14 protein-coding genes are annotated in these 15,160 nt (G+C 68.3%); all 14 read left to right on the top strand.

The window, feature by feature from the left end:
- Positions 1-69: 69 nt before the first annotated feature.
- The 14 genes from BN4252_RS06560 to BN4252_RS06500 all read left to right on the top strand — a co-directional run bounded on the left by BN4252_RS06560 (position 70) and on the right by BN4252_RS06500 (position 15,156).
- Positions 70-813 carry a CoA transferase subunit A gene (locus tag BN4252_RS06560; RefSeq protein WP_066527891.1) on the top strand — a complete coding sequence of 248 codons (744 nt, stop codon included), beginning with the start codon at positions 70-72 and terminating at the stop codon, positions 811-813.
- A complete protein-coding gene (locus tag BN4252_RS06555) occupies positions 813-1,451 on the top strand; it encodes a CoA transferase subunit B (protein ID WP_066527889.1) in 639 nt (212 codons plus the stop codon). Before BN4252_RS06560 ends, BN4252_RS06555 begins: the two co-directional genes overlap by 1 nt.
- 142 nt (positions 1,452-1,593) lie before the next feature.
- Positions 1,594-1,911, top strand: a complete 318-nt coding sequence (locus tag BN4252_RS06550; RefSeq protein ID WP_078056860.1) for a cation:proton antiporter domain-containing protein — start codon at positions 1,594-1,596, stop codon at positions 1,909-1,911.
- On the top strand, positions 1,898-2,107 hold the full coding sequence (locus BN4252_RS11100) for a hypothetical protein (RefSeq protein WP_143341180.1): 210 nt from the start codon (positions 1,898-1,900) through the stop codon (positions 2,105-2,107). The genes BN4252_RS06550 and BN4252_RS11100 overlap by 14 nt, the downstream gene beginning before the upstream one ends.
- 312 nt (positions 2,108-2,419) lie before the next feature.
- Positions 2,420-2,875, top strand: coding sequence for a hypothetical protein (locus BN4252_RS06545; protein WP_066527884.1), 456 nt, complete (start codon positions 2,420-2,422; stop codon positions 2,873-2,875).
- A 329-nt stretch (positions 2,876-3,204) separates the two neighbouring features.
- Complete coding sequence (locus tag BN4252_RS06540) at positions 3,205-5,157, top strand: glycosyltransferase (RefSeq protein WP_066527883.1); 1,953 nt, start codon at positions 3,205-3,207, stop codon at positions 5,155-5,157.
- A complete protein-coding gene (locus BN4252_RS06535) occupies positions 5,147-5,668 on the top strand; it encodes a phosphatase PAP2 family protein (RefSeq protein WP_066527882.1) in 522 nt (173 codons plus the stop codon). The genes BN4252_RS06540 and BN4252_RS06535 overlap by 11 nt, the downstream gene beginning before the upstream one ends.
- Positions 5,665-6,642, top strand: coding sequence for a decaprenyl-phosphate phosphoribosyltransferase (locus BN4252_RS06530; protein ID WP_066527880.1), 978 nt, complete (start codon positions 5,665-5,667; stop codon positions 6,640-6,642). Before BN4252_RS06535 ends, BN4252_RS06530 begins: the two co-directional genes overlap by 4 nt.
- A 36-nt stretch (positions 6,643-6,678) precedes the next feature.
- Positions 6,679-8,511, top strand: a complete 1,833-nt coding sequence (locus tag BN4252_RS06525; RefSeq protein WP_066527877.1) for a hypothetical protein — start codon at positions 6,679-6,681, stop codon at positions 8,509-8,511.
- Between the two features lie 78 nt (positions 8,512-8,589).
- Entirely contained in the window at positions 8,590-9,600 is a 1,011-nt protein-coding gene (locus BN4252_RS06520; RefSeq protein ID WP_066527874.1) for an alpha/beta hydrolase, read from the top strand.
- A gap of 171 nt (positions 9,601-9,771) precedes the next feature.
- Positions 9,772-11,721 (top strand): alpha/beta hydrolase-fold protein, encoded by a 1,950-nt coding sequence (locus tag BN4252_RS06515; RefSeq protein ID WP_066527872.1) that lies wholly within the window; start codon positions 9,772-9,774, stop codon positions 11,719-11,721.
- Positions 11,722-11,738: 17 nt separating this feature from the next.
- Positions 11,739-12,239, top strand: a complete 501-nt coding sequence (locus BN4252_RS06510; RefSeq protein WP_066527869.1) for a hypothetical protein — start codon at positions 11,739-11,741, stop codon at positions 12,237-12,239.
- 9 nt (positions 12,240-12,248) lie between these two features.
- Complete coding sequence (locus BN4252_RS06505) at positions 12,249-13,211, top strand: cutinase family protein (protein WP_066527866.1); 963 nt, start codon at positions 12,249-12,251, stop codon at positions 13,209-13,211.
- A 97-nt stretch (positions 13,212-13,308) separates the two neighbouring features.
- Positions 13,309-15,156: a FadD32-like long-chain-fatty-acid--AMP ligase gene (locus BN4252_RS06500; protein WP_066527863.1), complete on the top strand. Its 1,848-nt coding sequence runs from the start codon at positions 13,309-13,311 to the stop codon at positions 15,154-15,156.
- Positions 15,157-15,160: the final 4 nt, after the last annotated feature.

Here is a 15,160-nt window from a genome sequence, read left to right as displayed (position 1 = left end):
GAGCCTAGCCCACGGAAGTTCGGTTTGTGAACCCTTGTACGCCAGACGCACATGCGTTAGGGTGACCACATGATTAACAAGGTGGTTTCTTCTGCGGAGGAGGCGGTGGCCGACATCTTTGACGGCGCCTCCATCGCCGTGGGCGGCTTTGGCCTGGTGGGCATCCCCGCCAAGCTCATCGAGGCCCTGCGCGCACAGGGCGCCGGCGATCTGACGATCATTTCCAACAACCTGGGCACCGACGGCTTCGGCCTCGGCCTCCTCCTGGCGGACAAGCGCATCTCCCGCTCCATCGGCTCCTACCTGGGCACCAACAAGGAGTACGCGCGCCAGTACCTCGAGGGCGAGCTCACCGTGGAGTTCACCCCGCAGGGCACCCTCGCCGAGCGGATGCGCGCCGGCGGCGCCGGCATCCCCGCCTTCTACACCAAGGCAGGCGTGGGCACGCCGCTGGCCACCGGCGAGATCCCGGTGCGCTACAACCCGGACGGCACCATCGCCGAGTACTCCAAGCCCAAAGAGCTGCGCGAGTTCGGCGGCGAGCAGTACGTCATGGAGACGGCACTCAACCCGGACTTCGCATTCGTGCACGCCCACAGGGCGGACCGCTACGGCAACCTCGTCTTTGCCAAGACCGCGCAGAACTTCAACCCGGACGCCGCCGTGTGCGGCAAGATCACCATCGTGCAGGCGGAGGAAGTGGTGGACGAGATCCCGGCGGCCGAGGTGAACCTCCCCGGCATCTACGTGGACCGCGTGGTTGAGGTCGGCCCGCAGGAGACCGGTATCGAATTCAGGACGGTGAGCGAGTAATGGCTTGGAGCAGGAACGAGATGGCGGCCCGCGCCGCCAAGGAGCTGCAAAACGGGGAGTACGTGAACCTGGGCATCGGCATGCCCACGCTGATCCCCGGCTACCTGCCGGAGGGGATCGAGGTGGTTCTCCACTCAGAGAACGGCATCCTCGGCGTCGGCCCTTACCCCAAGGACGACGAGGTGGACCCCGAGCTTATCAACGCCGGCAAGGAGACCATCACGGTCGCGTCGGGCGGGTCCTTCTTCGGGTCGTCGACAAGCTTCGGCATGATCCGCTCCCGCGCGATCGATGTCGCGGTGCTCGGCGCGATGGAAGTCTCCCAGTACGGTGACCTGGCCAACTGGATGATCCCGGGCAAGATGGTCAAGGGCATGGGCGGCGCGATGGACCTGGTCCACGGCGCCAAGAAGGTCATCCTGCTCATGGAGCACGTGAACAAGCACGGCGACTCGAAGGTGCTCGCCGAGTGTCGCCTGCCGCTCACGGGCGCGAAGTGCGTGGACCTGATCATCACCAACCTCGCCGTCTTCACCGTGGACGAGAAGCAGGGCCTCACGCTGGTGGAGGTCGCGCCGGGCGAGACGGTGGAGTCCGTCCGCGAGGCCACCGAGGCGCCGTTTGAGGTTGCTGTCTAGGGGCTTTCGCTTTTCGACGCTCGCGTGGCGGCAACCGCCGCCCGCCCTACACTGTGCCGGTGACAGTTTTCCTGACAATCATCGGCTTGGTCCTCGCCACCGTTTTCGCCTCCGCCGTTGGCGAGCGCACGTGGTGCTGGTCATGTCGGTGGCGCTGGTCTTCCTCACTATCGCCGCGCTGACGGCCACGGCGATGTGGCTGATGCCCGGCATCGGGATTGCGGCGGCGATGGTGCTGGCCGCGGCGATCGCCCCGCCGGACCCGGTGGCGGTGGACGCGGTTGCGGGCCCGGCCGGCATCCCGAAGCGCATCACGGGCACACTCCAGACGGAGGGCCTGTTTACCGACGCGGCGTCCATCGTGGCCTTCAACGTGGCGATGGCCGCGCTCGTCGCCGGCGGGGAGGTCGACTTCCGCGACGGTGCCCTCAAATTCTGCTACTCGGGTGGTCACCCCTAATTCCGCATCAAAGCTGACGGCGGTGGACGGCGCGGACGTGGCCAATATCAACGTGGCCGAGTGGTACGACGGCTACGCGCCCCGGCACGCTCTCATGCCCCGCGACCCGCTGCTGGCCGAGCTGACGGCCTGGGGCCTGGAGCGCGGGCCGGGCGAGACGCGGCCGCCGGGGGTGGCGTTGTTGGGACGCCGGTAAGCGAAGCCTGTTGCCGGGGTTTTCTTGGAGGGGCGCGGCTGGGGCGGGGCCGGGCGGGGCCGGGGCGGGGTGGCGGGTACTCCCCCCCACAAACAGGCATATTCCCGCAAACAGGCATATTCCAAACAGGCATATTGGCGCTCCGCGAAAACTGACCTGCGGATATGCCTATTTGGAGTCCGCGACCCCTCCGACGAATATGCCTGTTTGGGCGAATATGCCGGTTTGGGACCCAGGGAGCCCGGGGGCGGGGGCGGGGGCGCTCCCCCCCGCAAACAGGCATACCACGAGCTTTCCGTCATCGCGCTGAGCGTGCTCACCTTCACCATGGTGACCCCCGGGCTGCTGCTGCCGTGGCTCGTTCGCCAGCTCAACCTCGACGCCGGCCCGGATGCTGACGGTGGCAGGGTCAGTGCCGAGCTCAACGAGCGCGCGTACGAGGCCGCGCGCCGCACCGTCCAAGAGCACGGCCCCACGCTCGCGCCGGAGTCCTACTTCATGGTGCAGGAGTGGCTCGACGCGCTGGCCGAGCGCCGCCACGTGGGCCCGGAGGGGTCACGCGAACGTCGGAAAGCATTCGAGCGCGCCTGCGCCGCCGCGATCGAGGTGCAGAATATGGCCCTGGCCGCGGCGACCACTGAGCTGGAGCAGGCCCGCAGCGAGCGCCGCTACACCCCCGCGGACGTCGACGCCGTGCTCGCCGAACTCGACGCCATGGTCTTCGCCGCCGAGCGCGACGCGTTAGCGCCTCCTCGACGGCCTCGCTAGGGCGTTTGCTTACCGACGCTCGCCCTCCCCCCACATTCCCAAACGCCAACCAAACCCGTTTCAAAATGCCAAGCAGATGGCTTTCAAAATGTCGAAAACCCAGGTCAGGTCCTGCGGTGAAGAAAGCCATCATCGCGGAGCGGAAAAGCTGCCGCCGATCGCCGGAATGCTGTTGGCCGCCATGTGTCCGCCATCACAGACCCGTTACTACTCTTTACTATTTTTACTATTTCGCCGCACCGGAACTTCGCGTTGCACCGGCACCTCCCGCCCCGCCAAGCCGCGAGCCAGACAAAGATTCCCTGGCCGAACCGTTACGCTTAGGCGCTGTGGATACATCGAACACGCTTGCCGTCGAAAAGCTGCAGCGCGTCCTGCTGCCCAAGAAGGGCGAGCCGCATGACGTACGGATGCTCTACCTCATCGAGGCGGAGCACAACAAGCAGCGTCTGAGCTGGCCGGACCGCACAAGCCTGACCGTCCCGGCCGGCAACGAGGTGAGCTTCGAAACCTATTTCAACGCGTTCCCGGCCAGCTACTGGCGCCGCTGGTCCCAGCTGGACACGGTGGTGCTGGCCATGCAGGTCGAGGGCGCCGCCACTATCTCCGTTTACCGCTCGAAGCACGACGGCACCCGCGTCGCCGTGGACAGCTTCGAGGTGGCGGACCAGCAGGTGGAGATCCCGCTGAAGCTGGCCAACTTCGAGGACGGCGGCTGGCTGTGGTTCGACATCACCGCCGAGACCGACGCGCGCATCACCGACGCCGCGTGGTGCGCTCCCCAGCTGCCGGGGGAGCAGGTGCTTGCCGACGCCACCCGGGTCCCGCCCCAGCCCGCCCGCGTGGCCGTGGGCATCCCCACCTTCAACCGCCCGCGCGACGCAGTCAACGCGCTGCACGCCCTGGCCGAGGACCCGTACGTGCTCGAGCGCATCAGCGACGTGTTGATGCCGGACCAGGGCAACCAGCACCCGGCGGACCTGCCGGACTTCGCCGAGGCGGAGGCCAACCTGGAGGGCCGGTTGCGCATCTTCCCGCAGGGCAACCTGGGCGGCTCCGGCGGCTACTCCCGCATCATGTACGAGGCGCTGGAGCACACCGACGCCCCGTTCATCCTCTACATGGACGACGACATTGCCATCGAGCCGGACTCCATCGTGCGTGCGGTGCAGGCGGCGCGCTACGCCAAGCACCCGATCCTGGTAGGTGGGCAGATGCTGAACCTGCAGGACCGTTCGCAGCTGCGCACCACCGGCGAGGCCGTGGACCCGGCCACCTTCATGTGGGGCGCGGCGCCGCACGCGGTGTACGACCACGACTTCGCCCGCTACCCCCTGGGCTACACCGGCACCCGCGAGGAGCAGATGGACCCGCGCAAGACCACCTCGCGCGCGCTGCACCGCCGCGTGGACGTGGACTACAACGGCTGGTGGATGAACCTCTTCCCCCGCGTGGTGGCGGAGAAGCTGGGCCTGCCGCTGCCGCTGTTTATCAAGTGGGACGACACGGAGTACGCCCTGCGCGCCAAGGCCGCCGGCTTCCCCACGGTGACCTGGCCCGGCGTGGCCATCTGGCACATGGCGTGGGCGGACAAGGACGACGCGATTGACTGGCAGGCGTACTTCCACACCCGCAACCGCCTGATCGTGGCCTCCGTCTACGGCCCGGAGCAGCCGGACGGCATTCTGAAGAACATGCTGAAGAGCACGCACAAGCACATCATGTGCATGGAGTACTCCACCATGGCCATCCAGGTGGAGGCGATGCGCGACTTCCTCGCCGGCCCGGGCAAGCTTTTCGACGTCCTCGAGACCACGCTCCCCAAGGTGCAGGCCATCCGCAAGGACTACCCGGACGCGCAGGTGGTCCCGAGCGCCGCCGACCTGCCGGCGCCCACCGGCGCGCCGGGCGTGCCCACCCGCGACATCGGGGGCCGCCTGGCCAAGGTGAAGAAGCTGCCCTGGGCGGCGAAGGCGTTGCTGCACCAGCGCAAGGTGGAGGACCGGGCCCACTGGGACGCCCCGCAGCTCAACTTGACGGCGGACGAGGCCCGCTGGTTCACGCTCGCGCGGATTGACTCGGCCACGGTGTCCACCGCCGGCGGCACTGGGGTGGCGTTCCGCAAGCGCGACAAGCAGCTGGCCGACGACCTGCTGAAGCAGACGAAGGAGCTGCAGGAGCAGATCAAGCAGCGGTGGCCCGAGCTGCAGCGCGAGTACAGGGCTGCGATGCCCGAGCTGACCAGCCGCGAGAACTGGGGGAGGGTCTTTGATGCCCAGTAAGCCCGTCAAGCCCAGTAAGGAAGCCGACCTGCTGGTTGCGATCCAGGACGCGCTCTACTCGCCCACCGCGGCGAAGGCGGCGCGCACGCTGAGCCATTTCGGCGAGCACGACCTTGGGTGGTTGGGGGTCGCTGTGGTGGGCGCGAGCGTCGATAAGCAACGGCGCTCGAAGTGGCTCGCCCTGGGCGCTGGCACCTTCGCCGCGCACGCGGCGACCGTGGTGCTCAAGCGCATCGTGCGGCGCCCGCGGCCGAATGACGAGCGCGTGAAGATCGGCGTGAAGACGCCCTCGCAGCTGTCTTTCCCCTCCTCGCACGCTGCGAACACGGCTGCGGCCGCGGTGCACCTGGCGGACATCACGGGCAAGAAGTGGCCGTGGCTGCTGGTGCCGGTGATGATGCTCTCGCGTAACGTGCTCGGCGTGCATTACCCCACGGACACCCTCGCCGGTGCCGCGCTGGGGGCGGGCGCGGCGAAGCTTGCCACCTCGGCGGAAAGGCGGATCTCGTGACGCAGGAACCCTTCCTCAAACCCGAGCCCCACACCGAGGGCGTGGATGTGCCGCGGAAGAAGACACCGCCGAAGAACCTGCCGGACGCCATGATCAAGGGCCTGCGCCCGAAGCAGTGGGTCAAGAACGTCCTGGTGCTGGCGGCGCCGCTCGCCGCTGGCATGGACGCCTTCACGTCCCGCACGGCCGTGGACATCCTGCTCGCGTTCGTGGTGTTCTGCTTCGGCGCCTCCTCGATCTACCTGATCAATGACGCGCGCGACGTGGAGTCGGACCGCGAGCACCCCACCAAGCGCTTCCGCCCGATCGCCTCCGGCATGCTGCCGATCAACCTCGCGTACGCCATGGCGCTGATCCTCATCGCGCTTGCCATCGGCCTGTCCTTCCTGGCCACGGACGGCCCAGCGCTGGCGGGCGTGATTGGCATCTACATCGCGCTGCAGCTGGGCTACTGCTTCGGCTGGAAGCACATCCCGGTGATCGACATCGCGCTGGTGTCCAGCGGCTTCATGCTGCGCACCATGGCCGGTGGCGTGGCGGCAGGCATCGCCCTGTCCCAATGGTTCCTGCTGGTGGCCGCGTTCGGCTCCCTGTTCATGGCCTCGGGCAAGCGCTACGCCGAGCTGCTCCTGGCTAAGGAGACTGGCGCCAAGATCCGCCGCGCTCTGGAGGGCTACTCCGAGACCTACCTGCGGTTCGTCTGGACGCTGTCCGCCACCGCGGTGGTGATCTGCTACGCGCTGTGGGGCTTCGAGCTTTCCGACGCCACCGGGGGCGCCGCCGCCATCTGGTACCAGGTGTCGATGGTGCCGTTCGTCATCGCCATCCTGCGCTACGCCGCCGAGGTGGACGGCGGCCACGCCGGCGCCCCGGACGAGATCGCCCTGGAGGACCGCGTCCTGCAGCTGCTCGCGCTGGGCTGGATCCTCTGCATCACCATGGCCGTGTACGTGGTGCCGGCCATGGGCTGGTAGGCCTCCCCCCGCCTGTAGGGAAGTAGTATCTTCCGGGTGAAGAACCAAGCCCGCCTCTCGTTGACAGCCGCAACGCTGGTGGCGGGCGTGTTCGCGTTCTGGGGCGGGTGGGCCCGCCGGGGGATGAGCGATGACGGCCTGATCGTCCTGCGCACGGTGCGCAACCTGCTGGCCGGCAACGGGCCCGTCTTCAACGCCGGCGAGCGCATCGAGGCCAACACCTCCACGCTGTGGCAATACATGATCACGGCCGTGGCTTGGGCGACGGGCGGGCGCCTAGAGGATGTTGCCACCGCGCTGGCCCTGACGCTGACGGTGATCGCCGCGGCGTTGGCCACCTACACCTCCGGCTTGTACTGGCAGCACAACCTGCGCCGGACGGCGCCGGTGATCCCCTTCGGCATCATCATCTACCTGGCGCTGCCGCCGGCGCGCGACTTTGCCACCTCGGGCCTGGAGTGGGGCCTCGCCCTGTTCTGGCTGGCCGTGTGGTGGGCGCTCATGGTGGAGTGGGCCACGCCGGCGCGGCGCGCCGTGCCGCCGCCGGGCTACCTCCTTGCATTTTGGTGCGGCCTGTCCTGGCTGGTGCGCCCGGAGCTCGCCCTTTACGGCGGGGTGTGCGGCATCCTGCTCATCGCCTCCACGCCGCGTAAGACGCCAGGCATCCTCGCGGCCGCGCTGCCGGTGCCGGCGGCGTACGAGATTTTCCGCATGGGCTACTACGGCCTGCTCACCCCGCACACGGCGGTGGCCAAGTCGGCCGCGGAGTCCAACTGGTCCGCCGGGTGGACGTACCTGCGCGACCTGGTGGACGCGCACTGGGTGTACGTGCCGCTGGCCATCGCGGTGCTTGTGGGTGCGCTGCTGTTTCGCGGGGGCTACCGGGGTGGCGGTATGCGGGGGCGTCGATTAGCAATTGCCCTCGTCTGCCTCGGGTGCGCCCTGACGCATGCGCTGTACGTGCTGCGCGTGGGCGGGGACTTCATGCACGGGCGCATGCTCCTGCTGCCGCTGTTCGCGCTGCTGGTTCCCCTGATGGCGGTGCCCTACAACCGGGCGGCGGGGCTGGCGGGCGCGGCCGTGGTGGCGTGGGCGGCGCTGGCGGTGGCACGCCCGCCCTCAGTGGACGAGTCCACCTACCACCTGGAGGACGGCTCGCTGGGCATCGTGGACGAGCGCGATTTCTGGACGCGCGCCGTGGGCCGCGAGCCCGGAAACCCGCCGCGGTACGCCGAGGATTTCCTGCCCATGCCCATGATGACGGACTGGGACACCGTGCTGCCCAAGGCGATGGAGGACGGCGACGGGCAGATTGCCATCGCCCGCCTCCAGCGCAGCCCGGAGAAGTACACCTGGTACCCGCGACCCCGCTTCGACGGGGAGTCGGACCTGCAGCACCTGGGGGTGACGGCGTACTGGATCAACCTGGGCATGACCGGGATGAACTCCCCGCTTGATGCCCGCATCCTGGACACGATGGGGCTGGCGGACCCGCTGGCGGCGCGCATGCCGCGCGACCCCGACGGGCGCGTGGGCCACGACAAGTACCTGCCCGATGAGTGGCAGGCGGCCGATTCCGCCGTGGACCTGCGCAGCCTGCCGGACTGGCTGGACCGCGAGATGGCCATGCAGGCGCGCGCGGCGCTGCGCACGCCCGAGATCAACGAGCTGCTGCGCACCTCGCGCGAGCCGATGAGCTGGGAGCGCTTCAAAAAGAACGTGCGCTTCGCGCTCGGGCCGGGCCGGACGCTGACTATCGACAGCGACCCCTCGGGCTACCTGGACGAGACCACCTTGCGCTTGATCGAGGCGGGCGCGGACCTCGGGCGCCGGGGTGCGCAGGTGGCTTGGCCGGCGGGGGCTTGGTAACGTTACGGTAAATTTTCCAGATAACTGGTTTGAAGATAACCGTGACATAAATTGTCACCAAGACCGTAGGGATTTGGCATGCAAACTACTTCGAAGCGCCGCGGCCTTGTCGCGCTGGTGATGGCGCTGCTGACCATGATCGGCGGCGTGGTCGCCGCGCCTCAGGCGTCGGCCGCGAACCGCGACTGGCTGCGCCCCGATGCCACCGGCACCTGCGACTGGGACCCGGTGAAGTACTGGGTGCAGCGCTGCGACGTGTGGTCCCCGGCCATGGGCCGCAACATCGCGGTGCAGATTCAGCCGGCGCAGCGCGGCGGCAACGCGGGCCTGTACCTGCTGGACGGCCTGCGCGCCACCGAGTACACCAACGCCTGGGTCAACGACGTGAACGCGGCCGCGACCTTCGTGGACAACAACATCACCCTGGTGATGCCGGTGGGCGGCGAGTCCTCCTTCTACACGGACTGGAACGCGCCGGCGACGTACGACTTCAACAACCCGGTGACCTACAAGTGGGACACGTTCTTGACCAAGGAGCTCCCGCCGTACCTGGAGCAGCACTTCGGCGTCTCCCGCACCAACAACTCCATCGTGGGCCTGTCCATGGGCGGCACCGCCGCGGTGAACCTCGCTGCGCTGCACCCGGATCAGTTCCGCCAGGTGCTGTCCTACTCGGGCTACCTCACCACCACCATTCCGGGCGGCCAGACCGCGCTTCGTGCAGCGCTTCTCGACGGCGGGCTGTACAACCTCAACGCCATGTGGGGATCCATCTTCAACCCGCGCCGGTACGAGAATGACCCGTTCCTGAACATGGGCAACTTGCGCGGCAAGGACGTGTACGTCTCCGCCGGCTCCGCAATCCCGGGCCCGGCCGACGAGAAGTACCTGCCGCAGCACCGTGCCGCCGGCATCGCGCTGGAGTCCATCGCCAGCTTCACCACCCGCCTGTGGTCCGCTAAGGCGACGGCGACGGGCGTGCCGCACACCGCGGTGTTCACCCCGACCGGCCTGCACAACTGGGACCAGTTCGGCTCCCAGCTGATTGCCACCAAGCCGCGCATCCTGGACGTGATGAACGCCTGGTAAGCAGCCGGGTTTCGCAACCTGGTGCCAGCGCAACGCCCGCCACTTCGGTGGCGGGCGTTGCTATTTGTGTGCTCCCGGCACAGTTTTCACACCAGCCTCCGGCGTGTCTCTACACTCAAGTCTCAAGTGAAACTTAACCTTTGGGTACCTGACACGAAAGAGGCTTCAATCATGCGCGAATCCCGCTCCCGTTCCCCGTGGCTGCGCGCCGCGGCCCTCCCCGCCGCCGCAATCGTGACTGCTGCCCTCGTGCCGGCTCAGCTGGCGCAGGCACAGAGCGCGGACCTGTCCAGCCAGCTCAGCTCCAACCGCGGGTTTTCGGACTCGATCCGCCCCTCCGACCCGCCGAAGCGCACCCCCATCGACGTGGAGTCCCACCCGCAGGTGCCGGGCCTGCCGGCGGGTGTGTCCGTGGACCGCATCGAGTGGCTCACCCAGCGCCGCGTGGCGGTGTGGATTAAGTCCGCCGCCATGCCGGACCACCCCATCCAGGTGCAGATCCTGCTGGCGCGCGACTGGCACTCCAACCCCACCGCCACATTCCCGGAGGTGTGGGCGCTCGACGGCCTGCGCGCCCGCGACGACGAGAACGGCTGGACCATCGAGACCAACATCGAGCAGTTCTACGCCGACAAGAACGTCAACGTGATCCTCCCGGTCGGCGGCGAGTCCTCCTTCTACTCCGACTGGCAGCGGCCCAACAACGGCAAGCACTACAAGTGGGAGACGTTCCTGACCAAGGAGCTCGTCCCTGTGCTCAACAACGAGTTCCGCTCGAACGGCAACCGCGCCGTGGTGGGCCTGTCCATGGGCGGCACCGCCGCGGTGAACCTGGCGGAGCGCAACCCGCAGCTGTTCAAGTTCGTCGGCTCCTTCTCCGGCTACCTGGATACCACCACCACTGGCATGCCCACCGCTATCAAGGCGGCGCAGTTGGACGCGGGCGGCTACGACGCGGAGGCCATGTGGGGACCGGCGGGCTCGCAGGATTGGATCGACCACGACCCGAAGCTGGGCATCGAGAACCTGAAGGGCATGACGGTCTACGTCTCCTCGGGCTCCGGCCGGGACGACTTCGGCACTCCTGGTTCCGTAGCAAAGGGCGCCGCCAACCCGGCGGGCGTGGGCCTGGAGGTTATCTCCCGGATGTCCACCCAGACCTTTGTGGAGTACGCGTCGCGCACCTCCGTGAAGCCGATCGTGCGCTTCCGCCCGTCCGGCGTGCACTCCTGGGAGTACTGGCAGTTCGAGATGGGCCAGGCGTGGCCGTACATCGCCAACGCCCTGGGCGTGCCGGAGGAGGGCCGCGGCTCGAAGTGCATGCCCGTCGGCGCGATCGCCGAGGCCACGAAGTCCGGCGTGATCGGCAGCTGCGTCAACGACGAGTACACCGTGGGCACGCGCGAGAACCCGGGCAAGGCGGAGGACTTCCGAGCCGGCACCGCCTTCTGGTCCCCGAAGACGGGCGCGCACGCACTGTTCGGCGCGATCCTTGCCAAGTACAACGGCCTCGGCGGCGCAGCCGGCTGGCTGGGCTTCCCCACCACGGGCGAGACGGCGACGCCGGACGGCGTGGGCCGCTACGTCCACTTCCAGAACGGCTCGATCTACTGGACCCCGAAGACCGGCGCCTACGCCATCCCGGGCGACATGTTCGAGGCCTGGGGCAAGAATGGGTGGGAGACGGGCCACCTGAAGTACCCGGTTTCCGAAGCGAACCAGGTGGGCAAGGGCTACGTGCAGAAGTTCCAGGGCGGCTACCTCACCCGCAACCCGGACAACACCCACCACATCGTCCACGGCAAGATCGGCGAGAAGTACGGCGAGCTGGGCACCGCCACCTCGCAGCTGGGCTACCCCACCTCGGATGAGATTGCCATCCGCGGCGGCGCCTTCCAGCAGTTTGAGAACGGCAACATCTACTGGTCCCCGGCCACGGGCGCGCACGTGATCTACTACGGCGACATCTTCAACGAGTGGGGTAAGCGCGGCTGGGAGCAGGGCCGACTCGGCTGGCCCGTCAAGGACATGGCCGCCATCCCGGCCGGCGGGCTGACCATCCAGTTCCAGAACGGCTCGCTGGACCAGATCAATGGCGTTGTGGTGGAGCGCAAGCGATGAGAGCCGGGGAATTAGGCGTGGCCGCGCTCGCCATTGCAACGCTTACCGCGTGCGGCGGGGCCACCGTCGACTCGGCCGACGTGACGGCGAGCCAGGCGACGCAGGCGAGCCAGGCAACGGAGTCGTCGGAGTCGTCGGGGGCAACGGGGGCGTCGACAAGCGAAAGCTCCTCCCGCACCACCGCCACCGTGACGGTGACCTCCACCCGCGCCGGCGCGGCAGCCTCGACCGTCTCCATGGTGCAGGACCAACCGGCGAGCGCGGTCGACTCCATCCCGCAGCAATCGTCGCGGTACTCGGCGGGCGAGCAGGCGTTCCTGGACCACCTCAGGGAAAACGGGCTGAATATTGACGGGGTTGAAGATCAACTCACAGCTACCGGGGCTAGTGTGTGCGCAAACGACACCATCACCCGCGACGCGGTGGCGGGGCAGCTGGTGGAGCAGCGCCGCACGGACATGAATCCGGAGGCGGTGGGCCAGCTGCTCACCGACACCGCCCGCGCGAACCTCTGCTAGGAGGACACTATGCGCAGATCGCGCAACGCGTTCGTCCTCGCCGCGGTGCTGGTGGTCCTCGCCCTGATCGGGCTGGGGATCTACCAGTGGCGCGCCGGGGATACCCAGGGCCCGGGCACCGGAACGTCCACTGAGGCGCAGACCGGGGCCTCGAACACGGAGGCGGAGCCGACCACCCCGGCGGAGCCTGCGTGGTGCCCCGCGGTGGAGGTGGTGTCCGTGCCCGGCACGTGGGAGTCTGCGCCGGACGATGACCCCTTCAACCCGCAGGCGAACCCGGCGAGCTACATGCTCTCCATCACCAAACCCCTGCAGGAGCGCTACGACATCGACCAGGTGCGCGTGTTCACGGTGCCCTACACCGCGCAGTTTAGGAACATCCAGACCGAGCGCGGCCGCGCGGAGATGACGTACGACGACTCCCGCGCCGAGGGCACGGCGAAACTCGCCGGCGAGCTGAAGTTCGTCGCGCAGACCTGTCCGCGGACCCAGTTCATCATTGCCGGGTTCTCGCAGGGCGCGGTGATTGTGGGCGACGTGGCGGATCGCATCGGCACCTGCAACGGCCCCATCGAGTCCGAGCGGCTCCTGGGTGCGGTGATGATCGCGGACGGCCGCCGCGAGAACGGCGTGGGTGTGAACCCGGGGGTGGAGCTGGCCGGCCAGGGCGCCGAGATCACCATGCAGCCCTTCCAGCGCGTGGTGGACGTGGCCACCCCCGGCGCCACCATGACGGGCCCGCGCCCCGGCAAGTTCGGGGAGGTGGCGGACCGCGCGTACGAGGTGTGCGCGCCCAACGACACGGTATGCGACGCGCCGCTGGCCATCGGTAACGCCATCAACCGGGCCGGCGACCTGCTGCTGGCCAACGGCAACCACGCGCTCTACGCCACCAACCCGGATGTGATCCCCGGCAGCACCGCGTCGGCGTGGGCCCTTGATTGGATGGTCAACCGCATAGATAATTTGTAGCGGGAAACTAATTTTGTAGCGTTGTGAGCGCGGTTGAGAACGCGGCTGCAACGCAACGAGCACGCAACGAGAACGCAACTGGAACGCAAGGAGCGCTATGGACCTGAAAGCGATCATCGGCAAGTTCGTCGGCCCGGACGGCGCCATCGCTATCCCCGCCGGCCTGACCATCCCGGCTTTGACTGAGATGCTCTACCAGGCGGCCGAGCAGGCGGGGCGGCTCGACGCCACCTCCATCCGCTTCTGGGACTACTCGGAGGACGCTGAGGGGAAGGACACGGCCTACTCCCGCAGCGAGGTCAACACCCGCATCAAGGCCGTCGCCGCGCGCCTTGCGCAGGTGGGTGCGCCGGGGGACCGCGTGGCCATCCTGGCCGGCAACTCGCCGGAGTACATCTTCGCCTTCATGGGCGCGCTGTACGCGGGCCAGGTGCCGGTGCCGCTCTACGATCCGAACGAGCCGGGCCACGAGCACCACCTGAAGGCCGTGCTGGGGGATTCCGGCGCGCGGGTGGTGCTGACCAACAAGCAGGGCGCGCCCGCCGTGCGCGCCTATTTCAGCGGGCTGCCGGCCGCGGAGCGCCCCCGCATCATGGAGGTCGGCTCGCTGCCAGACTCGCTGGCGCGAGCCTGGGAGCCCATCGCGGCTCCGGCCGGGGACATCGCGTTTCTGCAGTACACCTCAGGCTCCACCCGCAGCCCGGCGGGTGTGGAGCTGACCAACACCTCAATTGTGACGAATGTGCTGCAGATGTACTTCAGCGTGGATGTGGAGCAGCCGCTGCGCATCGCCTCCTGGCTGCCGCTGCACCATGACATGGGCGTGATCCTGGCCACCCTCGGCGTGGTGTTGGGGGACGAGCTGGAGATCTTCGCGCCGCGCGACTTTGTGCAACAGCCGAAGCGTTGGATGGACCGCCTCACCCGCCGCGCCGGAGACCCGGATGACATGCACATCTACACCGTGGCCCCCAACTTCGCGCTTGAGCTCGCAGCCCGCTACGCCGCGGCCGAGGACCCGCAGGAGTACGACTTCTCCCAGGTCACCGCCGTGATCATCGGGTCGGAGTCCGTGACCAAGCCGTCGGTGGAGGCGTTTATGGAGGCCTTCGGGCCCTCCGGCATGCCGCGCGAGGCGCTGCGCCCCTCCTACGGCCTGGCCGAGGCCACCCTGATCGTGGCCACGCCGCAGACCACCGACCGCCCCCGCTACGCCGAGTTTGACCGCGCCGAGCTCGCCGAGGGGAGGGCATTGCTTGTCGACGCCCCCTCCGCCGACGCAGACACCGGCGCAGACACCGGCGCAGACACCGTCTCCTTCACCTCCAACGGCCAGCCGGTGGTCTCGCTGAACTTGGCGATCGTGGATCCTGAGACCCGCGCCGAGCTCCCCGAGGGCCGGGTGGGCGAGATCTGGCTCAACGGCCCGAACGCCGCCGCCGGCTACCTGGACCGCCCGGAGGAGACGCAGGCCACCTTCCACAACACCATCGGCGAGACGTGCACGCCGGGCCTGCCCGCCGAGCACTGGCTGGCCACGGGGGACCTGGGCGTGCTGGTGGATGGCGAGCTCTACATCACCGGCCGCGTGAAGGACATGGTGGTGGTGGCCGGGCGCAACCACTATCCGCAGGACATCGAGGCCACGGTGATGGAGGCCTCGGACCACGTGCGCCGGGATTCGGTGGCCGCGTTCGCGGTGCCCGGCGATGACGTGGAGCGCCTCGTGTTGCTGGTGGAACGCGCGGACGACGCGGGCGAGCAGGGCGACGCCGCCGCCGAGGACGCGATCCGCGCCGCGGTGACGCAGAACCACGGCATTTCGCCGGACGTGATCGAGTTCTCGGCCCCCAACACAATCCAGCGCTCCTCCTCCGGCAAGATCGCGCGCCGGGTGAACGCGAAGCGCTGGCTGGAGGCTGCAGAACCCGCCGGCGGGAGGTAACGGT

This window comes from Corynebacterium bouchesdurhonense, from assembly GCF_900078305.2.
GTDB classification, from domain to species: domain Bacteria; phylum Actinomycetota; class Actinomycetes; order Mycobacteriales; family Mycobacteriaceae; genus Corynebacterium; species Corynebacterium bouchesdurhonense.
This window is presented reverse-complemented; position numbering and strand designations above follow the sequence as displayed.